The 25,035-nt window shown below is 48.4% G+C and carries 24 protein-coding genes and 1 riboswitch; of the genes, 22 read left to right on the top strand and 2 right to left on the bottom strand.

The window, feature by feature from the left end; all coding sequences use genetic code 11:
• Positions 1-50 precede the first annotated feature (50 nt).
• The 3 genes from BUA14_RS14935 (at position 51) to BUA14_RS14925 (ending at position 2,827) form a co-directional block, all read left to right on the top strand.
• Positions 51-770, top strand: coding sequence for a FadR/GntR family transcriptional regulator (locus BUA14_RS14935; RefSeq protein WP_072773339.1), 720 nt, complete (start codon positions 51-53; stop codon positions 768-770).
• Positions 771-924: 154 nt separating this feature from the next.
• Positions 925-1,659, top strand: coding sequence for a FadR/GntR family transcriptional regulator (locus BUA14_RS14930; RefSeq protein WP_072773338.1), 735 nt, complete (start codon positions 925-927; stop codon positions 1,657-1,659).
• Positions 1,660-1,783: 124 nt separating this feature from the next.
• Complete coding sequence (locus BUA14_RS14925; RefSeq protein WP_072773337.1) at positions 1,784-2,827, top strand: 4Fe-4S dicluster domain-containing protein; 1,044 nt, start codon at positions 1,784-1,786, stop codon at positions 2,825-2,827.
• Between the two features lie 127 nt (positions 2,828-2,954).
• Here BUA14_RS14925 and BUA14_RS14920 read toward each other — a convergent pair whose 3' ends face one another.
• Positions 2,955-3,257 carry a hypothetical protein gene (locus BUA14_RS14920; RefSeq protein ID WP_072773336.1) on the bottom strand — a complete coding sequence of 101 codons (303 nt, stop codon included), beginning with the start codon at positions 3,255-3,257 and terminating at the stop codon, positions 2,955-2,957.
• Between the two features lie 102 nt (positions 3,258-3,359).
• Between BUA14_RS14920 and BUA14_RS14915 the strand changes: the two genes are divergently transcribed.
• The 9 genes from BUA14_RS14915 (at position 3,360) to BUA14_RS14875 (ending at position 13,709) form a co-directional block, all read left to right on the top strand.
• Positions 3,360-4,619 (top strand): BaiN/RdsA family NAD(P)/FAD-dependent oxidoreductase, encoded by a 1,260-nt coding sequence (locus tag BUA14_RS14915; RefSeq protein ID WP_072773525.1) that lies wholly within the window; start codon positions 3,360-3,362, stop codon positions 4,617-4,619.
• A 92-nt stretch (positions 4,620-4,711) separates the two neighbouring features.
• Complete coding sequence (locus tag BUA14_RS14910) at positions 4,712-5,281, top strand: hypothetical protein (protein WP_072773335.1); 570 nt, start codon at positions 4,712-4,714, stop codon at positions 5,279-5,281.
• 148 nt (positions 5,282-5,429) lie between these two features.
• A riboswitch (cyclic di-GMP riboswitch) is annotated at positions 5,430-5,524 on the top strand.
• 168 nt (positions 5,525-5,692) lie between these two features.
• Complete coding sequence (locus tag BUA14_RS14905) at positions 5,693-6,862, top strand: Na+/H+ antiporter NhaA (protein WP_072773334.1); 1,170 nt, start codon at positions 5,693-5,695, stop codon at positions 6,860-6,862.
• Positions 6,863-7,229: 367 nt separating this feature from the next.
• The gene (locus tag BUA14_RS14900; protein WP_072773333.1) at positions 7,230-7,658 is read left to right on the top strand and encodes a HutP family protein; all 429 of its coding nucleotides are present in this window, start codon (positions 7,230-7,232) and stop codon (positions 7,656-7,658) included.
• Between the two features lie 17 nt (positions 7,659-7,675).
• Positions 7,676-8,041 carry a chorismate mutase gene (gene aroH / locus BUA14_RS14895; RefSeq protein WP_072773332.1) on the top strand — a complete coding sequence of 122 codons (366 nt, stop codon included), beginning with the start codon at positions 7,676-7,678 and terminating at the stop codon, positions 8,039-8,041.
• An 81-nt stretch (positions 8,042-8,122) separates the two neighbouring features.
• Entirely contained in the window at positions 8,123-9,151 is a 1,029-nt protein-coding gene (gene aroF / locus BUA14_RS14890) for a 3-deoxy-7-phosphoheptulonate synthase (protein WP_072773331.1), read from the top strand.
• Entirely contained in the window at positions 9,151-10,062 is a 912-nt protein-coding gene (locus tag BUA14_RS14885) for a prephenate dehydrogenase (protein ID WP_072773330.1), read from the top strand. The genes aroF and BUA14_RS14885 overlap by 1 nt, the downstream gene beginning before the upstream one ends.
• On the top strand, positions 10,049-11,356 hold the full coding sequence (gene aroA / locus BUA14_RS14880; RefSeq protein ID WP_072773329.1) for a 3-phosphoshikimate 1-carboxyvinyltransferase: 1,308 nt from the start codon (positions 10,049-10,051) through the stop codon (positions 11,354-11,356). Before BUA14_RS14885 ends, aroA begins: the two co-directional genes overlap by 14 nt.
• Before the next feature lie 625 nt (positions 11,357-11,981).
• Positions 11,982-13,709 (top strand): L-lactate permease, encoded by a 1,728-nt coding sequence (locus BUA14_RS14875; RefSeq protein WP_072773328.1) that lies wholly within the window; start codon positions 11,982-11,984, stop codon positions 13,707-13,709.
• Positions 13,710-13,810: 101 nt separating this feature from the next.
• On the opposite strand, the gene BUA14_RS14870 is transcribed toward BUA14_RS14875, so the two are convergent.
• Positions 13,811-14,092 carry a hypothetical protein gene (locus tag BUA14_RS14870; protein WP_072773327.1) on the bottom strand — a complete coding sequence of 94 codons (282 nt, stop codon included), beginning with the start codon at positions 14,090-14,092 and terminating at the stop codon, positions 13,811-13,813.
• Between the two features lie 82 nt (positions 14,093-14,174).
• Between BUA14_RS14870 and BUA14_RS14865 the strand changes: the two genes are divergently transcribed.
• The 10 genes from BUA14_RS14865 to BUA14_RS14820 all read left to right on the top strand — a co-directional run bounded on the left by BUA14_RS14865 (position 14,175) and on the right by BUA14_RS14820 (position 24,764).
• Positions 14,175-14,930, top strand: a complete 756-nt coding sequence (locus BUA14_RS14865) for a CPBP family intramembrane glutamic endopeptidase (protein WP_072773326.1) — start codon at positions 14,175-14,177, stop codon at positions 14,928-14,930.
• 89 nt (positions 14,931-15,019) lie between these two features.
• The gene (gene cmk, locus BUA14_RS14860; RefSeq protein WP_072773325.1) at positions 15,020-15,718 is read left to right on the top strand and encodes a (d)CMP kinase; all 699 of its coding nucleotides are present in this window, start codon (positions 15,020-15,022) and stop codon (positions 15,716-15,718) included.
• Positions 15,715-16,305 (top strand): lysophospholipid acyltransferase family protein, encoded by a 591-nt coding sequence (locus BUA14_RS14855; protein ID WP_072773324.1) that lies wholly within the window; start codon positions 15,715-15,717, stop codon positions 16,303-16,305. Before cmk ends, BUA14_RS14855 begins: the two co-directional genes overlap by 4 nt.
• A 121-nt stretch (positions 16,306-16,426) precedes the next feature.
• Positions 16,427-18,412 (top strand): bifunctional 4-hydroxy-3-methylbut-2-enyl diphosphate reductase/30S ribosomal protein S1, encoded by a 1,986-nt coding sequence (locus tag BUA14_RS14850; protein ID WP_072773323.1) that lies wholly within the window; start codon positions 16,427-16,429, stop codon positions 18,410-18,412.
• Between the two features lie 180 nt (positions 18,413-18,592).
• Positions 18,593-19,780, top strand: coding sequence for a putative lipid II flippase FtsW (ftsW, locus tag BUA14_RS14845; RefSeq protein WP_072773322.1), 1,188 nt, complete (start codon positions 18,593-18,595; stop codon positions 19,778-19,780).
• 24 nt (positions 19,781-19,804) lie between these two features.
• Positions 19,805-20,446, top strand: coding sequence for a hypothetical protein (locus BUA14_RS14840; RefSeq protein ID WP_072773321.1), 642 nt, complete (start codon positions 19,805-19,807; stop codon positions 20,444-20,446).
• The gene (locus BUA14_RS14835) at positions 20,439-21,776 is read left to right on the top strand and encodes a DUF512 domain-containing protein (RefSeq protein ID WP_072773320.1); all 1,338 of its coding nucleotides are present in this window, start codon (positions 20,439-20,441) and stop codon (positions 21,774-21,776) included. The genes BUA14_RS14840 and BUA14_RS14835 overlap by 8 nt, the downstream gene beginning before the upstream one ends.
• Positions 21,769-23,094 carry a ribosome biogenesis GTPase Der gene (gene der / locus BUA14_RS14830; RefSeq protein WP_072773319.1) on the top strand — a complete coding sequence of 442 codons (1,326 nt, stop codon included), beginning with the start codon at positions 21,769-21,771 and terminating at the stop codon, positions 23,092-23,094. Before BUA14_RS14835 ends, der begins: the two co-directional genes overlap by 8 nt.
• Before the next feature lie 2 nt (positions 23,095-23,096).
• A complete protein-coding gene (plsY, locus tag BUA14_RS14825) occupies positions 23,097-23,684 on the top strand; it encodes a glycerol-3-phosphate 1-O-acyltransferase PlsY (RefSeq protein ID WP_072773318.1) in 588 nt (195 codons plus the stop codon).
• 21 nt (positions 23,685-23,705) lie between these two features.
• Positions 23,706-24,764 carry an NAD(P)H-dependent glycerol-3-phosphate dehydrogenase gene (locus BUA14_RS14820; protein WP_072773317.1) on the top strand — a complete coding sequence of 353 codons (1,059 nt, stop codon included), beginning with the start codon at positions 23,706-23,708 and terminating at the stop codon, positions 24,762-24,764.
• Positions 24,765-25,035: the final 271 nt, after the last annotated feature.

The raw sequence follows: 25,035 nt of genomic DNA, 5'->3' as shown, positions 1-25,035 counted from the left end.
ATGGGAAGTAGTTAAACTACTTCCCATCTCTTTCTATAGTGGAGGGTATCATGGATTTAAAACCTATCAAAACGAAGAAAATATATGAGGAAATTATCGAGCAGATACGGGTATTGGTGGTTAAAGGGGATCTGAAACCGGGGGATCGCCTGCCATCTGAGCGGGATTTGGCGGTGCGCCTTAATGTCAGCCGTGCTTCTGTTCGCGAAGCCCTTAGTGCTCTGGAAATGATGGGGCTTTTGGAGATTCGCAGCGGAGAGGGAACCTATATTAAGAAAATTAATTTAGATTCGGTTGTGACACCTTTAACATGGGTGTTGAGCATGGAGAAAGACACCATTCTGGAACTGCTTGAAGTTCGCAAAATGCTGGAGGGCCAAACTGTAACTTTAGCTGCCAAAAGGGCGACTTCCGACGATCTGCGTGAGTTGGAAGGGGCGCTGAAAGCGATGCATGACGATGTACAAACCGGTCAACTAGGGGAAGAAGCGGATCTGCGCTTTCATTATGCCGTAGCCAGAGCCAGCAAAAATAAGATTTTGCTCAGGCTTATGAATGCTATATCCGATACAATGCACCAGTCCTTAAAAGCCAGTCGGGTGCGCCTTTATGAAGAGCATGCTACACCGGAAATTTTATATAAGGAACATGTTCTCATCCTGGATGCTATTCAGATGAAAAATGATGAACAAGCCCGTCAGTATATGGTGGAGCATTTGGCGGGAGTTGAGAGACGGCTCCTGAATTATTACTCCAGTAATAATGTGTAGGGAGCATAAACCAGCAGTTTTTATTTTAGTTTAAATAATAGGTTCAGAATTGAGAAATTTGTTTTAATTGACAGAAAATATTGCTGTCAATGCGGAGTTGTTCATGATAAACTTAAGTGGGAATTGAGGGCTGGGCTTAAGGAGAGAGTAAAAGTTGGAGCTTAAACCGATTAAGACACGAAAAATTTATGAAGAAATCGTCGAGCAAATTCGTGAACTGGTAGCTCGCGGGGAACTCAAACCCGGCGATCGACTGCCTTCAGAACGGGATCTGGTGGAGCGCCTGAAGGTGAGCCGCGCTTCGATTCGAGAAGCTCTCAGTGCCTTGGAATTGATGGGCTTGCTTGAAGTGCGCAGCGGCGAGGGGACCTTCGTTCGTAGACTGCGTTCCGAGTCGGTTGTGGCACCTTTAGCGTGGATGCTTACTATGGAGAAGGGTACAGTACTCGAATTGCTGGAGATTCGTAAAATTCTTGAGGTCCAGGCTGTAGGGATGGCGGCTGAACGTGCCGAAGCAGAAGATATACGAGAATTATCTGCGGCATTGGAGCTCTTGCAAGACGATTTAAACAGTCCCACTTCCGATGGCTCTTCAGATCATCGCTTCCATTATGCTATTACACGGGCAACGAAGAATAAGATTATGATTCGGCTTATGGATACCATATCGGATCTTATGAAATATAGCCTTAAGGCAAGCCGTTCGAAGCTTTATGAAGGCAAATACACTCCGGCGCTGCTTTTTCAGGAGCATAAAAAGATTTATGAAGCGATTGTGGAAAAGGATGTGGAAAAGGCCAGGAACTATATGCTTGCCCATCTTACCGGAGTCGAGGAAGAGATCTTAAAAGGTTTTGATGAAGAAAATGGGGTAAAGACACTTAATTGAAAGGTTGAAATAGGACAGGAAAGTATTGGGACAGGGCGCAAAAGGCTCTGTTCTTTCTTTTCTCAGTTAAAACGTTTATACTAAACCTAAAGAATAAATTAAGTGGCCCTAAGAGGTGAAGCAGATGCTCAACACATGTCAAATGGTCTATCACCATAAGAATTGTTTAAATACTAAAAAACCCTATGCCAAGCCTTGCCGGCTATGCATAGAGGCCTGCCCTCATCAGGCTATCTCTGAATATCGTGAAATTGATGCCAAAAAGTGTACCGAATGTGGGGCATGTATGGCCGTTTGCCCCAGTGATGGTTTTGTGGATCGTTCGACGGATCTCCTGCACACCTATCTTGAGGAGCATGGGGAGATTACTCTCAATTGTCCTCAGGCAGCCCCTCTGGGTTTTGAGATACCTTGTCTGGGAATCATCGATGGCGATTTATGGCTGGCCCTGATGCATGCCGCCAAAGAAAAGAAAGTAGTGATTCATACAGGCAAATGCGCAGAGTGCCCCGATAAAAAAGCCTGTGCTTCAAGCGTGAAAACCTTCAAAGCCATTCATGAGGGCTGGCCCGATCATCCCCCGCTAGTCATTCAAGTAAGCCCTGATCAATCAGGGGAGGCGGAAACACCGGGAACTGGTCCCCAAAGCAGAGCTGCCCTGCCCAAAAAGGAGCTGGGGGAAAAAAGCGGGTGGAGGAAGAAAGGCTGGGAGAAGCTCGAGACCATATTGCCTGGGTTGACTGCTGATGAAGCCTACCCAATCCCCCGTACACGCCAATTATTAGTAAAGCGGATGGAAGCAAATCCCCAGGATAAGATGCCCATACCTGCTTTGCAAGTGGGGAATAAATGCACCAGTTGCGGAGTATGTGCAGCTATCTGTCCCCAGGCAGCTCTTACCAAGAGGGAAAATGGGGATGAATTAACCCTGATCTATGAGCCTTATAAATGTGTCCGTTGTCAGCGTTGTGTCACTATCTGCAACCCGAAGACCTTGGAATTTGTGCCAAAGCAGCTATCCCATCGTCACTACACAGGCAAAATTCTTCTCCATAAGGGAAGTCCTAAGCATTGCACCCGCTGTGGCAAACAAGTATTCGATAATTCTGAGCCCCCAATGTGCGTCGCTTGCGCCTCTTCTTCCAGTGACAGCATCTTTAATTCTTAATTTCAGGACTCAGCCCTACTTTCATCCCCTAAAGAAACAAAACACGGCTAAGCCGTGTTTTCTCTGCCTATCCGTGATGGATAAGAATAAGCGAAGCTATAAGAAAGCTTGCTGGGATTAATCGGGATTAATTATGATGATGACCGCAGCCGCAGCCAGGGCCGTGCACATGCAGAGCAGGGGCGGCACCGTTTTGTCCGGAGGACTTTTTCTTAGCGGGCTCTCTTAAGAGTTGATCCGTTAGATGCCTGGTATGAGAAAGCGGCTGCTGTTGAATTTCCAGAGCCAGCTCAATGGTTTGACGCAGTGTTTCACTGGGCACTCCTAAAGCCTTGGCATCCGTAACGGCTGAACGAAGGCTGGCCAGGGCATTGGTAGCTGCGGCAGCAGATATCTGTATCAATAAAGTGGTTTTTTGATCCAATTCCATAGTGATTCCTCCCGTAATCGAATTTAAACCTAATATAGCATAAGAATGGGATAATCTCCAAACTTTATCAAGAAGGACATCAGGGCCAGGAAAGGATAAATGATGAAGAAAGAACGCGTTATTGTGGTCGGAGCAGGAGCAGCCGGACTTATGGCTGCGGGCCAGGCAGCCCTTAAGGGGGCTGAAGTGCTGCTCCTGGAAAAGAAAGAACGCCCCGGGCGTAAAATTGCCATTTCCGGTAAAGGGCGCTGCAATCTAACCAATGCAGAGAATGTGGGAGATTTTATTCAGAATTACCCAGGCAATGGGCGTTTTCTCCATGGCATATTAAGAGAATTTGATAATGTAAAACTTTGCGATTTCTTCGCCCAATATGGTGTTGAGACTAAGATTGAGCGTGGAGGACGAGTATTTCCTGTCTCGGATGATGCCGAGCAAATTGTTGAGGCCTTGCTCAAGTATATTATGGATGCGGGGGTGGAACTGGCCACCGGACAAACGGTGGAAGAGATACTCCTGGGTGAAGGAAAGGTCCGGGGGGTGCGCTTAGGCAATGGGAAAGTCCTTGAAGGAAAAGCTGTGATCATCTGCACAGGGGGAGGTTCCTACCCAGCCACAGGATCCACCGGAGACGGCTATAAGATGGCGGACAAATTGGGGCTTAGCGTTATTCCGCTGCGGCCATCTCTTGTTCCGTTGAGAACTTATGAAGATTGGGTGGCACAGGTGCAAGGGCTTTCCTTAAGGAATGTGGAAGCTACGTTGTGGTATGGCGGGAAAAAGCAGCGGACAGAATTTGGGGAGATGCTTTTTACTCACTTCGGCGTCTCAGGACCTATTATTCTTACTTTAAGCCGCTGGGCAGGAGAAGCATTGGCCCGCGGGGAAAAGGTCCGCTTGACCCTTAACCTTAAGCCGGCCTTAACGGCCGAGCAATTGGATCAGAGAGTGCAGAGAGATTTTAAGAAATATTTAAATAAGCAATTTAAGAACTCACTGGATGAGCTCCTTCCCAAAAGCTTAATTCCCCTAATGATCCAATGGTCCCGGATTCCCCCCGAGAAAGTGGTCAATAGTATCAGTAAAGAAGAGAGAAAGCACCTGGTCCATTTGCTGCAGGAGCTTCCTTTAACCATCAAGGAGACTCTGCCTTTAGCTGCGGCTATCGTGACCGCTGGAGGAGTGGATGTCAAAGAAATCGATCCCAAGACCATGGCTTCCAAAAAGATCAAGGGTCTTTATTGGGCCGGAGAAGTAGTGGATGTGGACGGAGTGACGGGTGGATATAACTTGCAGGCAGCTTTTGCTATGGGGTACCGGGCCGGCCGGGGAGCAGGGGAACACGCTTTAGTCGATGAGTAGTACTCTGTAACACCTAGAATCTGCACATTCTAAGATAAGAATCATGTCTTAGTTCCGCTAAGGTTGCATAAACTGGTGATGAGGTGAAGTTTATGCGTCGCTGGCAATTTTTTGGTAAGTATAAAAAACGGAGTGGGTTTATTCCTCGTTCCGTAAGAAGCGCACCCCGTGTCAAAAGCTATCGGCCCAGTGCTTCGGCGGGCTTGCTTAGATTCGAGAAGGTTATTATTCGGGCAGTGGTTCTCTCTGCTGTCTTCTTGGTTTTAGCTCAGATGGCCTTAGGGCTGGCCAAAGATCCTGTAGGTTACTATATTTCCGTGGCTCAGAACATAGAAGCCCCTTCCTTGGACAGTACACCGGTGTCAAGTACGGTTACCCCGAACCTGATTCAGGAAACGACTCCCCAAACAGCTCTGATCACCCTCAAGGCGGTCCCCGCTGCTCCGGTTCGCGTGATCCAAAATGGCAAAACTCTGGGAACGTTGGCCCGGGGAGAGTTGGAGATTCCTGTTCAAACAGGAGTAATTCAGTTGGATGGAACCAATGTCTCCGCTATTGTTCGCATCCAGGTGATTAAGAAAGATTCAGCCCTGACAGAGCCGCGGCTTAATCAGACCCTAATCATCGAGCATAATAGTCAAACCTTAAGAGTCGGGCGCTGAAGTATAGGTAAATAATAGAGAGATGTGGTCTTGTTCAGTACGCAATTATAATATCTGCCGAATAAGAGATTTGTAGAAATTTACCCCGTTTTATTGCCTGGGGCGGTTTAGCTATGCTATATTAAAGTATCTAAAGATTATATATCATTAATGGTTGGGGCAAACTTTGCGAAAGCAGAGGACGCTAAAGCTATGGGTCTAAGGTCGTTGCACAAGACCGGCTAGGATCGCCAGGCTGCAAGTAGTTAGAACTTCTTAGGGGAGAGTAGTTCCTTTTTGGACTACTCTTTTTTTTGTGTGCTTTTTTGCCCTATGGGGGAGGCTGGACGAGACTTTGGTAATTGCGCCTTTTGTAAGGCGTGAAAATATAAACTAACATGTACCCATTATTTTACTTGAGGAGGAAGGCCAGTGAGTACCCAGAAAAAGACGCTCAATTTTTTACAGGAGTTTTCAATACCCTTAATCCTAGGTGTCCTTATCGCCCTTGTGTGGGCTAATTCAGCACCGGAGAACTACCATCATTTTGTTCACAATGAAATTGTGGGCCATATATCCCTCCATTTCTTTGTTAATGATATCTTTATGGTGTTCTTTTTTGCCATGGCTGCGATAGAAATTACCCAAAGCCTGCTGCCCGGAGGAAGTTTAAATCCCCTTAAAAGGGCGATCAATCCTCTAATGGCCACCCTTGGCGGAGTTTTGGGCCCAGCCGTTGTATTTATTGGTTTAAATGCCCTGATCGGGAGTCCTGAGTTTGCCAGAGGCTGGGGTATCCCTACAGCCACCGATATCGCCTTAGCCTGGCTGGTGGCCAGGGTAGTGTTTGGAGCTCAGCATGCTGCGGTCTCTTTCTTGCTGCTCCTGGCTATTGTCGATGATGGCATCGGTCTGATGATTATTGCCTGCTTCTACCCTGATCCCGCCAACCCGGTGGCGCCGATCTGGTTATTGCTCACTGCGGCGGGGATGCTGGTTGCTTATCTGCTTAGACGCAAAAATGTTCAGAGCTACTGGCCTTATATCGTCTTGGGGGGAATGCTGAGCTGGGCCGGTCTTTATCTGGCGCATATTCACCCGGCTTTGGCTCTGGTGTTTATTGTTCCTTTTCTGCCCCATCCTCCCCGGGAGGAATTCGGCTTATTTGAAGATGATCCCCAGGATCATTCCACCCTGAAAACATTTGAGCATGAGTGGAAAATCTTCGTGGACTTTGGCCTGCTTTTATTTGGCTTAACCAATGCCGGGGTGGAATTCTCAGAAATCAACACCCTCACTTGGCTCGTTTTCACCGCCCTCATCGGCGGAAAGACCATAGGAATATTCCTCATGGGGTCTTGGGCTACAGTCATCGGTTTTCCTTTCCCCAAAGGCATGGGGTATAAAGAGCTCTTTGTGGCAGGTGTGGTAGCGGCTATGGGACTTACCGTCGCCTTATTCGTCTCAGGTGTAGCCTTTATGGAGCCGGGCCTGCAGGGAGCAGCAAAGATGGGAGCACTGTTCAGTGCAGTTGCGGCAGTCATTGCTTTTGCCGCGGGTAAAGTGCTTAGAATCAAGAAAGTCAAAGACAATCAGGCTTAAGGAATGGTTGACGCAGGTCCTCTGGGAAGATGGGCCTGCTTTTTCTTGCCTCGGTCGATTACCAAATAGAGTTATTGATAAATAGGTTGAAAATGATCCCGATGCATTATATAATACAATTTAATATCTAATCCGACAGCTGGTGTAGGGCATAGTGTAGGACGGTTGTGGTTTTCTATTTTTTACACCTAAATTGAATAAAGGAAGGATGGTAGGACGGTGATTTAGAGAATTAGACACCGTAGGTGTCTTTTTTGTTTTCTTTTTTAGGCAAAATGTCCTAATGTGCTTAAAGCACATAGTGTAGTACTATTAAGGATGGGTTAATCTAAGCCAAGGAATCCCTTTGGGGAAAGGAAGGAATAAAATGGTTGCTGAAAGTAAGAAAATTGCTATGGCGGCGATGCGGATGGCTATGGCGGAAAGCCGTGAAGAGGAAGTTCACTTGAAGGACGGTTTTGGACGCCACGGCATTCGTACTGTGGCGGTGGATTATGGGGGCGAATATCTTACAGCTATTAAAAAAATCGTGGAAAGAGCCATTGTTGCCGCGAAACGGGAAGGGGTCATTCAAGAAACCCATGGTGATGAAGGAGCCGTTGCCGGTGCTACCCGGGAAGCTTTGAGCCAGATTATGCCAAAGGCCATGGGATTAAATATCGGTGGAAAAATAGGCATTGCCAGAAGAGATGAACATTTATCGGTAGCGGTCTTCTTCGGCGTAGGCTTATTGCACTTGGATGAGGTGGCGGTAGGCCTGGGACATAGGGCGGCGCCGAAAGAAATCAAGGGTTAAAAGGGAGGTGAACCAATGTGACAAGGGTTCGTGGTATACGTGGTGCTATTACGATTCAAGAAAATAGTGCTGAGCACATCCGTGCAGGGACACAAGAACTTTTGCAGGAGATAATCAAGCGCAATTCTTTAGCAACAACGGATATTATCAGTGCCATCTTCACCCTGACCAAGGATATTGATGCAGCATTCCCTGCGACTTTCGCCCGCCAGCTGGGCTGGGACCGGGTCCCTATGATCTGCCTGAATGAAATTCCTGTTCCGGGTTCGCTGCCTATGTGTATCCGCGTGCTGCTTCATGTGGAGTCTGCTTTGACCCAGGAAGAAATTCATCCGGTTTATCTAAGGGATGCCGTTAATTTACGCAGAGATCTTGTTGAGTAGAGTTGTATTAGGGCAGATTTTGCTCGCCTTGCCGGTGAGTAGTATAAAAAATGTAGGATGGTAGTTAAGGAGTGGAACATTATGATTATTGTATTAAAGCGTGGAGCCGGTGAGGCGGAAGTTCAGGAAATCAATGAGCGTTTAAGCCAGGAGGGATTCAAAATTCACCTGTCTCAAGGGGTGGAGAAGATCATCATCGGTGCCGTAGGGGATCGCTCCCGGTTGAAAGCTCTGGATCTGGAAGCCCTGCCTTGGGTAGAAAAAGTGGTTCCGATTCTGGCACCCTACAAGCTTGTCAGCCGTGAATTCCAGAGCGGGAATACCATTATCAAGATCGGCGATCACGAGATCGGCGGCGAAGAAATTCACGTGATGGCAGGACCCTGCAGTGTGGAAAGCCGGGCCCAGATTATCGAGACTGCCCATGCTGTTAAAGAAGCAGGGGCCACCTTTTTAAGGGGGGGAGCCTTTAAACCCCGTACTTCCCCTTATGCTTTTCAGGGTTTGGAAGAGGAAGGCTTAAAACTTCTCGCCGAGGCCAGGGAAGAGACGGGATTGCTGGTGATCACCGAAGTAGTGGATGTGCGGGATGTGGAACTTGTAGCCCATTACGCAGATATCCTGCAAATCGGGGCCCGCAATATGCAGAACTTCTTCCTCCTTAAAGAAGTGGCCAAAACCAATAAACCCATTCTCTTGAAACGAGGACCCTCGGCGACCCTTGAAGAATGGATGATGGCCGCAGAGTACATTATGGATGGGGGCAACTACCAGGTCATGTTCTGTGAGCGGGGGATTCGTACCTTTGAGACGTATACCCGGAATACCTTGGATTTAAGTATGGTTCCCGCTCTTCAGTCCCTTTCCCATCTGCCGGTTATTGTTGACCCCAGTCACGGAACCGGACGTTGGAATCTGGTGCCTGCCATGACGAAAGCCGCAGTAGCGGCCGGGGCGGATGGTATCATTGTTGAGGTGCATCCTCAGCCGGAAAAGGCCGTATCCGACGGCAAGCAATCTTTAACCCTGGCTAATTTCGCCGCCATGATGGAGGAATTGGCTGTTCTGTCGCAAGCACTGGGCAGACCGCTGAAAGGGGCTCGCCGGTAATGGAAAAAGGTCGGGAAACTGTTTTGTCCGGAGGATGGACAGGGCAAAGGCAGCCCCGTGCTTGCGTCATCGGCCTCGGCCTGATTGGCGGGTCCTGGGCAGGTGCCTTAGCAGGGCAGGGCTGGTCTGTCTGCGCTGTAGAACACAATGAAGAAAGTCTGAAAGAAGCAAAGGCCCGGGAATGGATCAAAGAGGGCTGGCAGGATATACCGGAGAGCCTTGATGTGGATCTGGTTATCCTGGCCACACCAATTTCCCTGCTGGCTGAAAGTTTTGCTCAGGTCGTCGGTTGTGTGCCTGCCGGCAGCCTGATCACGGATGTAGGAAGTGTAAAAATAGACATATGCCGGGCAGCCAATCAGATGAATTCGGTCTACTTTATTGGGGGTCACCCGATGACAGGATCAGAGCAGCAGGGATTTCAAGCGGCTAAACCGGATTTATTCCAGAGTTACCCTTATGTGATTACCCCTCCCCCATCTTGTCCCCAGGAGATGGTGGAAAAGTTTTCCCAATTGGTCCAGGGGCTTGGTGCTAGAATCGTCTTGCGGGAAGCTGAGGATCACGATGATGAAGTGGCCTTGATCAGTCACCTGCCTCATGTGCTGTCCCTGGCGCTGGCCTTAACTGCATCAGAAGGGAATCTAAGGGGGAAACCCCTTGAAATAGCCGGTCGGAGCTTCCGAGAAATTACGCGGCTGGTGGATAGTTCGCCGGAAATGTGGAGGGATATATTGTTTTCCAACGCCCCGGCAATTCTCCGCTCTCTGGATATCTGGGAAGAAAAGGTTAAGGAGATTCGGGAGATCATCGCAGGCGCTGATGGCGAAGAGCTGCTTAAAGTGTTTGAGAGGGCTCAAGGGGCCAGGAGTCAAATGCTGAACCGGAGGGAATCAGATGCAAACAAATAATGAGCCTAAAGGAATACGGATTAATCCTATGCGGCGAATTCAAGGTGAAATAGAGGTCCCTGGAGATAAGTCCATATCCCATCGGGCTGCTTTGTTCGGCGGGATGGCTCAGGGTGAAACCCATATTACGAATTTTTTGCTGGGACAGGATTGTTTAAGTACGCTGGAATGCCTGAAGACACTGGGGGTAGAATGGGAACGGCGGGATGCGGAAGTCTGGATCAGAGGCCGGGGCTTTGAGAATTGGCATGAACCCCAGGATATTTTGGATGTGGGGAATTCAGGAACCACGATGAGGCTCATGCTAGGCGTTTTAGCAGGCTGTCCCTTCAGCGCGACTTTGACCGGGGATTCTTCCATCAGGTCCCGGCCCATGGCCCGGGTAACCCTTCCTTTGCAGGAGATGGGGGCGCGCATCCTCGGCCGGCAGGAAGGAAAATATGCCCCCTTGACCATTCAAGGCGGTCTCTTGCAGGGGATTCAATTCCGTTCACCTGTGGCTTCCGCCCAGGTCAAATCTGCCATTCTGCTGGCCGGGTTAAGAGCAGAAGGGGAGACGATGGTCACAGAACCATTCCTTTCCCGGGATCATACGGAGCGAATGCTGAGGGGCTTTGGCGTGGATCTGAAAAGTGAAGGCTGTACCGCCAAGGTAAGGGGAGGAGCCACCTTATCCGGACAAGAGGTATCGGTGCCGGGGGATATTTCCTCTGCTGCCTTTTTCCTGGTCCTGGGAACCCTCATTCCCCAGGGAGAGCTCCTGATTAAGAATGTGGGGATGAATCCCACCCGGACAGGGATTCTGGACGCTCTCTGGCAAATGGGAGCGGATATTCAGGTAGAAGAAGAACGGGAAGAATGCGGTGAGCCGCGGGCCAATCTGCGCGTACGGCCGGCCCAGCTCCATGGCATTGAGATTCAGGGAGAAATGATTCCTAAGCTCATCGATGAAGTCCCTGTTTTGGCAGTGGCGGCCAGCTTTGCCCAAGGTGAGACCACGATTCGTGATGCCGCCGAGCTGCGGGTCAAAGAGACAGATCGGATAGAGACGGTCGTCCAGGGTCTGCAGGCTCTGGGTGGGAACGCTCAAGAGCTTCCCGACGGCTTGCGGATTCAAGGGGCTAAAAGCTTACGCGGGGGAGCTGCTCATAGTCACGGCGATCATCGGCTGGCGATGGCTTGGGTGGTGGCAGGTCTGCTTGCCGAGGAAGGAATAAGTCTGGAAGGCATCGAAGCAGCAGCGGTTTCCTTTCCTAATTTTCTGGAGTTGATCCATGAGATAAGCAAATCGTAAGATGTTTAACTGATGAATGGAATACTTCCAATAAAGCAAAAAGAACCGTTTAGCTAATTAAACGGTTCTTTTTTGCATCTGGGGAGACTATTTACTTAGGAAACCGAATATTTTGACTATAGGTAAAATAATTAATAATTTAAAAAACTTGCGCAAATGAGAAGGATTTGACAAAATAACGTCGAATTCTTTCGCTCAGTGTTTTAAAATTATTTTTGGTCTAGTGGTCAGTTCGGCTGATGATATGCGTATTATTATTACAAGCATAACTCCCAGAATAGAATTAATTATTAAAATTTTTAGAAATTATTTATTTCACGAAGAAGGGATACGCTTTAGTCCGTCGAATTAAAGAAACTAAACAAAGGTAATTTTCTGATTATTGGAAGTAGTTGGATACTTCGGAACTTGAAGGGGGGAATGCCATAGAAAGAGCTTAAAGAATATGCACTTTTATATTTATCCTAATCCGAGACCTTAATAGTCTAATGTTTTCCAATCTTATCCTAATCCGACCCAATCCAATCCAATCCAATCCAATCCTAATTAGTTACCGCATGTCCCTTTATACAACAAGATGGACAGAATCAAAGAGGGGATTAACAAAAGGAGGCGTCAACCAACAATGGATTATTTTCAAAATTATAACCCCACAGGTAATGTGTGGCTATCGACGTTCTTAGCAGCGCTACCGATTATTGTGTTACTCTATTTACTCGCATTACATCCGCACAAGGACAAACAAGGGAATAAGCATCTTGGTATCTTTGCCCCCTATGCAGCTGTTACAGCAGCTATCGTAGCTATTTTAGTAGCCATCTTTATGATGAAGATGCCTGTTCCCGCCACTTTAGCAGCCTTTGGTTATGGCGCATTAAGTGGACTGTTCCCCATCGGATGGATTATCTTCGGCGCAATTTTTCTTTACAATACTACTTTAATCACGGGTAAATTTGAAATTCTCAAAAACTCTGTAGCATCTCTATCACCTGACCGTCGTCTGCAAGCCCTGCTGATTGCTTTCAGCTTTGGTGCTTTCATTGAAGGTGCTTCCGGATTCGGTACTCCGGTTGCTGTGTCCGGTGCGATCATGGTGGGCTTAGGCTTCCGTCCTATGACCGCTGCGGTAATCTGCTTGATCGCTAATACGGCTCCTGTTGCTTGGGGTGCTATTGGTACACCAATCCTTACCTTGGGTCAAGTTACCGGTATTCCTGCAGAATTGATCAGTATGCAAGCCGGACGTCAGCTTCCATTCTTCTCCGTTATCGTTCCTTTCTGGCTTGTTGCCACCCTCGTCTTCATGGATAAAGGATCCTGGAAAGATGTTTGGGAAGTGTGGCCCGCCACTTTAGTTTCCGGTCTTTCTTTCGCTATTACTCAGTTTGCGATGTCCCAAGCCGGAAACGTCATGCTGGTTGATATCGGTTCCGGTATCGTCAGTATGGTTGTAACCGCACTCTTCTTAAAAGTATGGGCTCCCAAGAATATTATGGGCCATGATGATGCACATGAAAATCAAGGTGCTGCGACCCAGCTGAACAAGAAGAAGATTGAAGTTCCCAAGCATAGCATGAAGGAACTTATCACCGCCTGGATGCCTTGGGTATTCCTCGCGATTGCAGTATTCCTCTGGGGACTGGGTGATGTTAAGAAATTCTTGAATGGACTCTTTAACCCCTCATTCCCAGTGCCTTATGTTCATGGATTTATTCACCATACGCCACCGGTCGGTAGCGCCGATGCAACGATGTCTGCAATCTACAGCTGGAATATTCTAACCATGGCCGGTACAGGAATTATGCTGGCTGCAATTCTTTCCAATATCTTTATTCTGAGACTTTCGGCAGCTCAATGGGTTCAAGCCTTCAGTATGACAGCTAAACGGATGGTTGTTCCCATCACCGTTATCTGCTCCGTTTTAGGATTAGGATACTTGACACGTTACGCCGGAACCGATGCTATCCTCGGTTTGGCCTTCACCAGAACAGGATCGGCCTATCCCTTCTTTGCTGCTATGCTCGGTTGGTTAGGGGTGTTCCTGACCGGTAGTGATACATCCTCCAACGCTATGTTCGGCGGACTGCAAAAGATTACTGCTGAACAGCTTGGCTTGAACCCTGTCCTCATTGTTACCGCTAACAGCACCGGTGGTGTTATGGGTAAAATGATCGATGCTCAAAGTATCGTTGTCGCCACTGTTGCTTGTTATGAGAACCATCAAGAAGGTATGGCAGCCGTTGGACCTATCTTCCGTGCAGTTATCTGGCATAGTATTGCACTGGCCGTTCTGCTCAGCGGACTGGTCTGGGCTCAGGCTTATATCTTCCCATGGATGCAGGTTCATATGTAATCCGTTCATGATTCATAGAGGAGCAGTGCGCTTCTAAAAGTGAGGGGCTGTTGCATACGAGAATTCGTATGCAACAGCTCCTTTGCTTATGTGAGTTGAGCCTATTGGGAATTCAAAGGGAACTCCGTAGGATAACGGATGGCTGCATCAAGATAAACATAGTGGTCATCATGCTCCTGCCGTACCATGCCGAGGATGCCGGGATCCTTCATCTCATCTAAGTAATGCTGAACAAAAAGCTGATAGGCCTGTTCATCCCAGGGATCGGTGAATTCCGCCACCCCGTCGAGATAAACAGGAAGAGGAATTTTCAACCGCTTATGAAAAACCTGCAGTGTAGTAACAGGGGCAGTATCCACAACAATTGAATCGATGCTACTCATGCTTTGACCTCCCGGACACTTTGTTTTACAATAAGAATAGTATTGCCGTAAATCAAATTAATTAGCAAATGGTAATGGTGAGGTGAGGGGAATCGAAAATCAAGAGCATGAACTGGAACAGGAATCCCATATAAAGCAAGAAGATGGACCTGAGATTCTGCCCAGAAAATTAACTTGGGTTGACTTATTTTATGCCCTTCTGGGCATCATCTTTCTTTATCTTGGTGTAGGCTATGTCATGGCTTGGTTCGCCAGTTGGTGGGAATATGAGCGTATTCTGCTTTATGTCAATGGCTTTGTGACCCAAGGGTTGTTTCTGGTTGTTATTTTAGCCATCATGAGAGTCCGCCAATGGACCTGGAGTGATTTAGGATGGAAGGATGTTAAGGGCAGGTATGTGGGAAGCGTAATCGCCTTTTATATACTGACCTGGATTATTAATATTTTTTATGCAGCGTATTTGTTGCAGAAAGGATTTACCCCTCCGGATACAGATGTTTATACACAATTAATGGGCAATGCCACGGTGGTAACCTTCTGTCTTAATCTTATCCTGGCCGGCATGCTGGCCCCGATTATTGAAGAGACCATGTTTCGCGGAATTATCTTCGGCAGTTTGCAAACCTACATGGGTAAGTGGACTGCAGCGGCTGTAAGTGCGGCGGTTTTTTCCGGACTGCATTTACAATCTTACGGCTTTCTGCCCCGTTTTGTTCTGGGAATGGTCCTGGCTTATCTTGTAATGAAGCATAAGTCCATTAAACCTGCCGTAGCTTTACATGCCGTCAATAATATTGTGGCCTTGCTTTTAGTTGCTCTTTCCGAGGGGCTGGTGTGAGGGAAGGATGAAGAACGGATTGTTGGTCAGGGGCCATTATGGTATAATAAACTGTCTTTTTGAAGTTGGCCAAAATTGAGGGTGTTACTGTGAAAAAAAATCTTCAGATAGCAATTGACGGCCCTGCCGGTGCGGGAAAAAGTACAATTGCCAAGGCAATCGCCAGGCAGTTGGGATTTTTTTATGTCGATACAGGAGCAATGTACAGAGCCATAGCTTACAAAGCTTTGCGCCTGAATATACCGTTGGAACAGGAAGAGGAGATTGCGGTCATGGCCCGGCAAACGGAGATCGCTCTGGAACACTCAGCGGCAAGAAGGGTGTTTTGTGATGGTTTGGATGTTACGGAAGCCATACGCAGCCCTGAAGTATCCCGTTCAGTTTCTATCATTGCCGCCTACCCTGAAGTCAGAGAACGACTGGTAGAACTCCAGCGGCAGGAAGCCGGGCAGGGCGGGGTGGTCATGGACGGCAGGGATATCGGAACCTATGTCCTGCCCGATGCCGACCTCAAAGTATTTCTGACCGCTTCTTCAGAAGAAAGGGCCAGGCGGCGTTGGCTGGAACTTCAGCAGGCCGGAAAAGAGCTGTCCCTGGCTGAGGTGCACAGGGACATGGATGCCCGGGATCACCATGATCAGCAGAGGGCTGTCTTTCCTTTAGTTCCGGCATCTGATGCGATTTTGCTGGATACGACCAGTTTACGGATCGAGGAGATTGTTGACCGTATCCTCAGCTTATTCAATAATAAACTGGAGAAGGATAAAGTGAGGAGCTGGGACCAATGAGCCTATATCAGTTTCTTAAAAGGATGTTCCGCCTCCAGTTTCGAGTGATGGGCTGGAAAATCCATGGTGTCGAGAATCTCCCCAAGGGGGGGCCGGTGATCATAGTCAGCAACCATGTCAGCATCTGGGATCCGGTGGTGGCAGCCTGCAGTGTTCCCCGGGATGTTTCCTTTATGGCTAAGGAAGAATTATTCGCCAACCCCCTTTTGGGGGGGATTTTTCGTAGGTTGGGAGCATTCCCCGTCAAGCGGGGACAAGGAGATACCAGCGCGATTCGCAATTCGTTGAAGGTTCTTAAGGAGGGGAAAGTTCTGGGGCTTTTTCCCGAAGGAACCCGCTCTAAAACCGGTGAAATGCAAAAGGGATTTCCCGGGATGATTTTGTTGATGGAAAAAAGCCAGGCTCCCATCGTGCCTGTGCGGGTCAATGGAACTCAAAATCTTTTTGTGCGGGGATGGGGACACCTGGAAGTCATTGTGGGAAAACCGATCTTTCCTGAACAGCTCAAAGCGCCTGAAGGGGTTGAGAACCGCAGGGAGTGGGCTGCCGACCAAATTATGAAGGCCATTGTAGAATTAAAGGCCTAGATTATTTGTCCGTAAACGGACAATGAATTTTTTTTCCCAGAGAGGGCAATTTAATTCTAATGAAGGAATTTTGGGAATTATAGCGAATTTTAAGCGTAATGCGAGTTAAGGAGGGGCAAACTTGAAAATCATCCGGGCAGAAAAAGCCGGATTTTGCTTTGGTGTTAAACGGGCTTTGGATATGGCGGAGCGAACGGTTCAATCTTCAAGTACCGCTTCTTTAGGACCCTTAATTCATAACCAGCAGGTTGTGGAAAAGATGGAAAGGCAAGGGGTTCGTGTCGTCGGGGAAGTGAAAGAGACTCAAGCCGGGGACACCTTGATTATTCGCTCCCACGGAGTGCCTCCGGATATCTATGAGGAGGCCCAGCGCTGTCAAGTCAAGGTGGTGGATGCTACTTGTCCCTTTGTACAAAAGGCTCAGCGGCTGGCTGCGGAATCTTCCCAGTCCGGTCAAGTCGTGGTGGTGGGAGATCGGCAGCACCCGGAAGTCCAGGGGATTTTAGGCTGGGCCGGCGGCAATGCCATTGCCATTGAGACACTTGAGGAAGCCAGGGAACTCCCCTTTTATGAGATGCTTTCCGTGCTTGCTCAAACAACCCAACCGGCTGCTAATTTCCATGGGATTGTGGATGAGTTAAAAACCCATACTCACGCGCTCAAGGTACATAATACGATTTGTAATGCCACTGAAGAGCGGCAGACCGTGGCCCGTGAATTGGCCGGCAAAGTTGATGTGATGATTGTGGTTGGAGGCAAAAACAGTGCCAACACCAGAAAGTTGGCGGGGATTTGCTCTGAACGAACTCAGACCTATCTCATTGAGACCGCCGACGAATTGGAAAATAACTGGTTCACAGGGGTGGTCACCGTAGGATTAACGGCGGGAGCCTCAACACCAGATTGGATTATTGAGGAGGTTTATAGGAAGATGTCAACAATGGAAAACAACGAAACTCAGGAAATGATGAATATGGAAGATTGGGCCGAAGGGATGCAAAATCTGCACCGGGGAGCTCTGGTCACAGGAACTGTGGTGAAAATCAATCACGACGAAGTATTTGTCGATTTAGGTTGGAAATCGGAGGGCGTTATTGCTTTGAAAGAGCTTACCGTAGCTTCCGATTTTCAAACCAGCGATATTGTAGCCATCGGCGATAAAATCAGCGCCGTTGTTCTCCGTGTGGAGAATGAAGAAGGAAATCCGGTGCTCTCGAAACGCCGGGCTGATGAAATGGCTGCCGTGGACAAGCTGAAAGAATTAGCGGAGAGCAAAGAGGAAATTCAGGGAAAAGTGGCCGATGTGGTCAAAGGCGGGCTGATTGTTGATGTAGGTATGCGCGGCTTTGTTCCTGCCTCCCAAATTCAACCGGGTTATGTGGAGGATTTGAACCAATTTAAAGGCCAAACCCTCCGTCTCAGAGTGATTGAGTTTGATCCGGCTAAGCGGCGCGTTGTTCTTTCCCAGAAAGAAATCCTCCAAGAAGAGCAGGCAGCTAAGAAAGAGCATCTCCTGGGGACCCTTCAGGAAGGGGATGTGGTCAGCGGTGTGGTGAAAAGGCTGGCTCAGTTCGGTGCTTTTGTGGATATCGGCGGAGTGGATGGATTGCTTCATGTCTCCGATATAGCCTATACCCGGATTAAGCATCCTTCTGAATATGTCAATGTGGGGGATGAAGTAGAAGTCCAAATCCTCAAAGTGGATAAAGAGCAGGGCAAAATTTCTCTTGGTCTGAAACAATTAAAACCCAGCCCCTGGGAAAGTGCTCCTGAAAAATATGCTTTAGGCTCTTTGGTTACTGGAAAAGTAGTGCGCATCGCCCCCTTTGGAGCTTTTGTCCAACTGGAAGATGGCATCGATGCTCTGATTCACATTTCCCAGCTTTCCGAAAAGCGGGTCAATAAAGTTGAAGATGTAGTGAAAGTCGGTGACATGGTTCAGGCTAAGGTCATTGAATGCAAGCCGGAAGAAAAGCGGATTAGTTTAAGTATCCGTGAAGCTGCTGCCGAAGCACAGGCTACGGAAGATGCAGAACTCTTGGCCGGTCAGCCTGAAGCACCTCAGGTTACGATCGGTGATGTGGTTCAATCTGAATCAGAATCCTAAAAGATAAAACTTGATCATTTGGCATGTATGACTTCTTGCAAGGTTGCAGGAAGTCATTTGCTGTCCGTAGAAATAATCCACACAGTGGATAAGTCAACTAGGCTTCATATGGAGTTTAAAACCCCATATGAATCAAGTTTCCTATATACTCTGATGGAAGTTAAAGTGAGGGGATCAGCAGTGCCGAAAAAACGAAAACGCTCTCTTCTTGGAAAAATGCCCAAACCCTTGCATGAGGTGGATTTTTACTTATTGATATCGGTGCTTGCTATCCTCGCTTTTGGGATGGTCATGGTGCTTACAGCCGGTTCGGTGCGAGGCTACAATGATAACGACAATACCTTTTTCTATGTAGTGAAACAGGGAAAGTGGGCATTACTGGGTGGTTTTGCGGCACTGATCATGACCAGGATCCCCTATCCCTTGCTTAAAAAATTTGCCGGTATTGGGATGGGTATTACCTTGATTCTTCTGACCCTGGTCCTTAGCTCAGACAGTGTTGAGGAAGTCAACGGAGCTTCCCGCTGGCTGCAAATCGGCCCTGTCAATGTCCAGCCTTCGGAAATTGCCAAAATCGCCATGGTGCTTTTTTTGGTCAACTTTATTGATCGTTATCCCGTGAAAAACCTCAAAGATCTTACCTTGCCGGCCCTCATCCTGATTCCTCTTTTTGCTTTGGTCTATAAACAGCCTGATTTAGGAACGACCATGGTTCTGGTGTTTACGACCGCCGCCCTTTTCTGGCAGACAGAGCTGTCGGCGCTGTGGTTTATCCTGGCGGTTCCTTGTTTGGGTGGCCCTCTTCTCTACCTGATTTATAACACTTCCTACCAGTGGCAGCGCATTATCGTTTGGCTGGATCCCTGGAAATATGCCATGAACGAGGGGTATCAGATTACCAATGCGGAAATTGCCTTCGGGTCGGGGGGGATTTTCGGTGTGGGCCTAGGACGAAGCATGCAGAAATTCGGCTACCTGCCGGAGACCTATACGGATATGATCTTTGCCTTAATTGGCGAAGAGCTGGGATTAATGGGTGCCTTATTATTGATCAGCTTGTTTATCCTCTGCTATGGAAGGGGATTCTATATTGCCAGACGATGTCCGGACCGCTTCGGACGTTTGCTGGCCTTTGGGATTACCTTTTCCCTGGCTGTTCAAACCGGGATCAATCTTGGTGTCGTCACAGGAGTATTGCCTGTAACCGGAATTACCCTGCCTTTAGTCTCTTACGGAGGGAGCTCCTTGGTGATTACTTTGGTAGAGATTGGCATCCTGTTGAATATTTCCCGATACAGTAAGGTATCCAGGCCTCATGGGCGCTCTTCATCTATGACCCCGATTGAAGGACAGGTTTTGCGGGAATAATAGGGAAAGTCAAGCAGAGGAGGGATGAGCTTGGTTTTTCCTTTAGGAGAGTGGCTGCTCCTTAGCCTGGGGTTTTTGGCCTGGATGGAGTGGCCCCATTTCCATATTGAAAAAAGCTTAAGGATGATCCCTTTGGCTTGGGTTCTGGGCTGGATTGTGGAGCATAGTGTCGCTTTCTCTCCGCCCTGGGATTGGCACTTTCCGCGGATCTTTGTCCTGATAACCCTTACTTTAGTGGCCTGGAAGAAGACCGAAGAGCGAAAATACCCAGGTATCCTTTTGGCAAGCTTTTGCTTAGTGGCTCAGGATTTATTCGTACTCAACGAGCCGGGTATTTTTGCCTATGAACAATGGCTCTTTGCCATCATCTTTGTAGCGGTGGCCTTTTTCAGTACCCGCAGTCAGTGGAGCATGATCGCCGCTCTTGGCGGAGGGATGCTCATAAGCATGGCCTTTACCGTCTTCTTGTTTGACGGAGTGGTGAGCTATTATACGATTCCCAATGCCTTCCTTTGGCATTTCAGCATTGGGGCCTGCACCATCATTGCTGTTCTCAGACAAGTTCGGGAACATTACCAAACCAGAAAAGCCTTAGCCATGATTCCGATGGCTGCTCCTCAGGAATCACAAGCGGAAGAAGGCAGTGTTTATAGAAAGGATGACTAACTTGGTACAAGGTTTAGTCGTTGCGGCTGTCCATGCAGGCAGTATCGCCGAAGAGATGGAGATAGAATGTGGTGATCAGATCCTTTCCATTGATGGACAGGAGATTGAGGATATTATTGACTTTCAGTATTTAACCGCTGAAGATGAATTTACCTTGCTGCTGGAAAAGGCCGGTGGAGAGCTTTGGGAACTGGAGATTGAACGGTCCTACGGCGAGGAATTGGGCTTAGAGGTTCAGGCTGTGAGCCCCCACGGTTTAAAGTTATGCCGGAACAATTGTATCTTCTGTTTTGTAGCCCAGATGCCCCAAGGAATGAGAGCCAGCCTCTATGATAAAGATGATGATTACCGCCTTTCCCTGACCCAAGGGAGCTTTATCACCCTCTCCAACTTAGATGAGGATGAGTTTGAGAGGATCCTTAAGTTCCATCTTAGCCCCTTATATATTTCGGTTCACGCCTGGGATGCCGAAGCCCGGGTCCGCCTGATGAAGAATCCCAGGGCAGGTGATTTATCCTCTCAATTAAAGCGGCTTGCCGAGGCGGGGATCCAAATTCATTCCCAAATCGTTTTGGTACCAGGTTATAATGATGGAGGGGTGCTTGAGCAGACCGTACATGAGCTGGGAAACCTTCACCCCTCGGTACAATCCATCGCGGTGGTGCCTGTAGGTTTAACAAAGCATCGGGCAAATCTGCCGGATTTACGCCCTTTTACTCCTGAGGAAGCCTGGGGCATTTTAGCCAAGGGTGAAGTATGGCAAAAGGAATACCGCCGGAAAACAGGTCGCAGTCTGGTGTATTTTTCCGACGAATTCTATGCTTCGGCAGGACGGGACTATCCATCTATAGAGATCTATGATGATTTCGCCCAGTTGGAAAACGGTGTGGGCATGGCCAGCAAATTCCGCCAGGAATTCGATCATGCTCTGCAAAGTCTTCCCCCTGCCATCCCGCAACGTAAGGTACACTTAATTACCGGGGTGTCGGCAGCTCCTTTTTTTGAGGATTTGCTAAAAAAGTTAAAGCCTATTGAAGGTTTGACCATAGAACGTCATACTATTATTAATAGTTTCTTTGGCCCCACGGTGACCGTGGCAGGCTTGTTGACAGCTCAGGATATTGCCGGGCATATAGGTAATATTAAAGGAGAGATTTTTTTAATTCCACGGGTGATGCTTAAAGCAGATGAAGAGGTATTTCTGGATGATCGAAGCGTGGAATGGCTGGCTGAAGAGCTGCAGGGGATACCTCTGGTGGTTGAGAACCAGGGGAGAGCTTTCCTGGAAGCAGTGACCGGATTGGATTTGGAGGGTGAAGATTGTGAGTAAACCAGTTGTAGCTATTGTGGGAAGACCTAATGTAGGAAAGTCAACCCTGTTTAACCGCTTGGCAGGGGGGCTTGTGGCCATCGTGGAGAACCGGCCCGGTGTGACACGGGACCGGCTTTATCGGGATTCTGAGTGGTTAGGGCGTAAATTTACAATTATTGATACGGGGGGTATTGAATTTGTTAATGAAAACACCCCCATAAGCGCACAAATGCGCCGTCAGGCGGAGATTGCTATCGAAGAGGCAGATGTAATCGTCTTTGTGATCGATGCCCAGATTTCGCCGACTCCCGATGATGATATGATTGCTCAAACCTTAAGGCGATCAGGAAAGCCGGTTATTTTAGCCGCTAACAAAGTGGAGAATTTCGCTAAAACGGAGCTCTATGAGTTTTATAACCTGGGCTTAGGGGAACCCGTCCCGATTTCGGCAGTTCATGGCATGAATATCGGCGATTTGCTGGATGAGGTGGTTGCCCATTTTCCTGAGAACATTGAGGAAGAGGTGGACCCGGATACCATCCGGATCGCTGTTGTCGGCCGTCCCAATGTGGGGAAATCTTCTTTAGTGAACACCCTGCTGGGAGAAGAGCGGGTGATTGTCAGCAATATTCCCGGTACTACCCGGGATGCCATCGATTCTGCCTTTGAGCATGATGGCAAGCATTATATCATTATCGATACGGCCGGTATGAGAAGAAAGGGCCGCATTGAAGAATTAACGGAGCAATACAGCGTCTCCCGCTCTTTGCGTGCCGTGGATCGTTCCGATGTGATTCTGATGCTGCTCGATGCCGGTGAAGGGGTTACGGAACAGGATAAGAAGATTGCTGGATATGCCCATGAGGCGGGCAAAGGGATCGTCTTAGTGGTCAATAAATGGGATCTGATTGAAAAAGATGATAAGACCATGAACCGCTTTGAAAAGGATATCCGGGAGGAATTGGGCTTTATGCAATATGCCCCGACTCTCTTTATCTCAGCCAAAACGGGGCAGCGGGTCACTAAGCTTTTGGATTTAGTAGATTTTGTGGCCGAGCAGAATTCGACCCGTGTGGCGACAGCTACTCTGAATACCTTAGTGAGAGAGTGGGTCCATCTCAATCCCCCTCCGACGGATAAGGGACGGCGTTTAAAGGTTCTTTATGCCACCCAGGTGGGAGTGAAACCACCGACTTTTGTCTTCTTTGTCAATGATCATGAGTTAATGCATTTTTCTTATCGCAGATATTTGGAAAATCAGCTGCGCGCCAGCTTTGGGTTTGAGGGTTCACCGATTCGGATGATTGTGAGACAAAAGGATGAAGAGAGGGAATAAGGATGTGGGAATACGCGATATTTATTATCGCTTATCTGTTGGGGGCCATTCCTTTTGCTTATTTGGCAGGCCGCTATAAAGGCATGGACGTGCGCAAGCATGGCAGCGGGAATATAGGAACCACCAACGCTTTTCGTTTGCTGGGGGCCAAACTGGGGGTTCTCGTCCTCTTGGGGGATGCTTTAAAGGGAGCCCTGGCTGCCTATTTGGGCTATCGTTTTTTTGGCCCCTGGGGGGGGATTGCAGCCGGATTATTGGCTATGGCCGGGCACAGCTGGAATCCCTTTTTCGGCTTTAAGCCCAGTGGCAAAGGGGTGGCCGCGGGCTTTGGGATCATTCTCGTTTTGATGCCCAAGATTACGGTTATTGCCATTATCCTCTTTGTTTTGGTTGTCTTTTTTACCCGTTATGTTTCCGTGGGGTCAGTGTTGGCTGCCTTAACCGTGGGAATTCTCGTTTTTCTTTTTAATGAGCCGATGGCTTATAAAGTGTTTGCTGTAATCGCTGTCAGCGGAGTGGTGATTCGTCACCGGACCAATATCCAAAGAGTTCTTAAGGGAACGGAAAATAAGTTTAACCTAAAGCGATAGAGTGTGGGAAGGGGGATTACATTGGCTAAAATAGCTGTCTATGGTGCAGGCAGTTGGGGAACAGCCCTGGCCGTTTCTATGGGTAAAGCAAGTCATGATGTTGCCTTAGTGGGGCGCAATCTCAGTGAGATGGCTCTCATGGAGCAGAGACGTGAAAACCGGCCTTATCTGCCGGGGGTGGTGCTGCCCCCAACAGTGCGCCCCACAGGGGACGTAGGGGTGCTTGAGGAAGCGGAAATGTTTGTGCTCAGTGTACCCTCCCATAGCGTACGGGAGACAGCCCAAAAGATCAGGGCCTATCTTAAACCGGGAACCATCGTTGTGAACACGGCCAAAGGGCTGGAGGAAGGAAGTCACAAGCGGCTTTCTCAGGTATTGACGGAAGAACTTCCCCATCACCCGATCGTGGTCCTGTCCGGCCCCAGCCATGCCGAAGAAGTAGGCAAGGGTATGCCGACCACCGTTGTGGTGGCTTCTCAGGACAGTCAGGCTGCGGAAGCCGTCCAGGATATGCTGATGACTCCTGAATTCCGTGTTTACACCAATCCGGATACCATCGGTGTGGAATTGGGAGGAGCTTTTAAAAATATTATTGCTCTGTGTGCCGGCTTTGCCGACGGCTTAGGCTTTGGAGATAATACCAAGGCCGCCCTGATGACCCGGGGGATTGCCGAGATTACCCGCTTAGGCGCGGCCATGGGCGGGAATCCTCTGACCTTTGCCGGTTTGGCCGGAGTGGGGGATCTTATTGTGACCTGCACCAGCCGGCATAGCCGCAATCATCGGGCCGGGGTTGCTTTAGGCGAGGGTAAACCTTTGGCGCAAGTCCTCAAAGAGGTGGGTATGGTGGTAGAGGGCGTTCGCACCACCCGCGTTGCCTATGAGCTGAGCCGTCAGTATGCAATCTCCATGCCCATCACAGAACAGGCTTACCAGGTTCTTTTTCAGGGTGCCGATCCCAGGGCGGCAGTATCCGCTCTGATGATGAGAGGCAAAAAGCACGAGATTGAAGAAGTGGCTCTGATTGCCATGGAACAGGGCTCTTATCAGGATAACGGTTTGGACGGTCAGGATATGTAAAACCTGAACGATTGAATATTTGAGAAGGTTGGGAGTGTCGTCAGACTCTTTTTAATAAAGGGTTGGCGATGCTCTTTTTTTGCAGGTATGGCCTCCTACAGTTCTGAAATTCGTAATCGATTCCGAATTTGGGTCTTTTTCATAGCTTTTTGTACCCTATTTTTCGTTGAAATGGAATATATTGCTTGATTTTTACATAGCAATGATAAAGGATTGGGTGGTGAATTCGGATGAATTCAAGGAGAAAATTAATTTATCAGGGCAAAAAAGA

The sequence above is a fragment of the Desulfitobacterium chlororespirans DSM 11544 genome (assembly GCF_900143285.1).
GTDB classification, from domain to species: domain Bacteria; phylum Bacillota; class Desulfitobacteriia; order Desulfitobacteriales; family Desulfitobacteriaceae; genus Desulfitobacterium; species Desulfitobacterium chlororespirans.
This window is presented reverse-complemented; position numbering and strand designations above follow the sequence as displayed.

Coding starts and splice junctions, on each gene's coding strand:
- plsY (WP_072773318.1), top strand. CDS start 23,097: ATGTGGGAATACGCGATATTTATTATCGCTTATCTGTTGGGGGCCATT.
- BUA14_RS14840 (WP_072773321.1), top strand. CDS start 19,805: ATGAGCTTGGTTTTTCCTTTAGGAGAGTGGCTGCTCCTTAGCCTGGGG.
- aroA (WP_072773329.1), top strand. CDS start 10,049: ATGCAAACAAATAATGAGCCTAAAGGAATACGGATTAATCCTATGCGG.
- BUA14_RS14910 (WP_072773335.1), top strand. CDS start 4,712: ATGCGTCGCTGGCAATTTTTTGGTAAGTATAAAAAACGGAGTGGGTTT.
- BUA14_RS14925 (WP_072773337.1), top strand. CDS start 1,784: ATGCTCAACACATGTCAAATGGTCTATCACCATAAGAATTGTTTAAAT.
- BUA14_RS14875 (WP_072773328.1), top strand. CDS start 11,982: ATGGATTATTTTCAAAATTATAACCCCACAGGTAATGTGTGGCTATCG.
- BUA14_RS14885 (WP_072773330.1), top strand. CDS start 9,151: ATGGAAAAAGGTCGGGAAACTGTTTTGTCCGGAGGATGGACAGGGCAA.
- BUA14_RS14870 (WP_072773327.1), bottom strand. CDS start 14,092: ATGAGTAGCATCGATTCAATTGTTGTGGATACTGCCCCTGTTACTACA.
- BUA14_RS14835 (WP_072773320.1), top strand. CDS start 20,439: ATGACTAACTTGGTACAAGGTTTAGTCGTTGCGGCTGTCCATGCAGGC.
- BUA14_RS14935 (WP_072773339.1), top strand. CDS start 51: ATGGATTTAAAACCTATCAAAACGAAGAAAATATATGAGGAAATTATC.
- BUA14_RS14855 (WP_072773324.1), top strand. CDS start 15,715: ATGAGCCTATATCAGTTTCTTAAAAGGATGTTCCGCCTCCAGTTTCGA.
- BUA14_RS14915 (WP_072773525.1), top strand. CDS start 3,360: ATGAAGAAAGAACGCGTTATTGTGGTCGGAGCAGGAGCAGCCGGACTT.
- BUA14_RS14920 (WP_072773336.1), bottom strand. CDS start 3,257: ATGGAATTGGATCAAAAAACCACTTTATTGATACAGATATCTGCTGCC.
- BUA14_RS14900 (WP_072773333.1), top strand. CDS start 7,230: ATGGTTGCTGAAAGTAAGAAAATTGCTATGGCGGCGATGCGGATGGCT.
- aroF (WP_072773331.1), top strand. CDS start 8,123: ATGATTATTGTATTAAAGCGTGGAGCCGGTGAGGCGGAAGTTCAGGAA.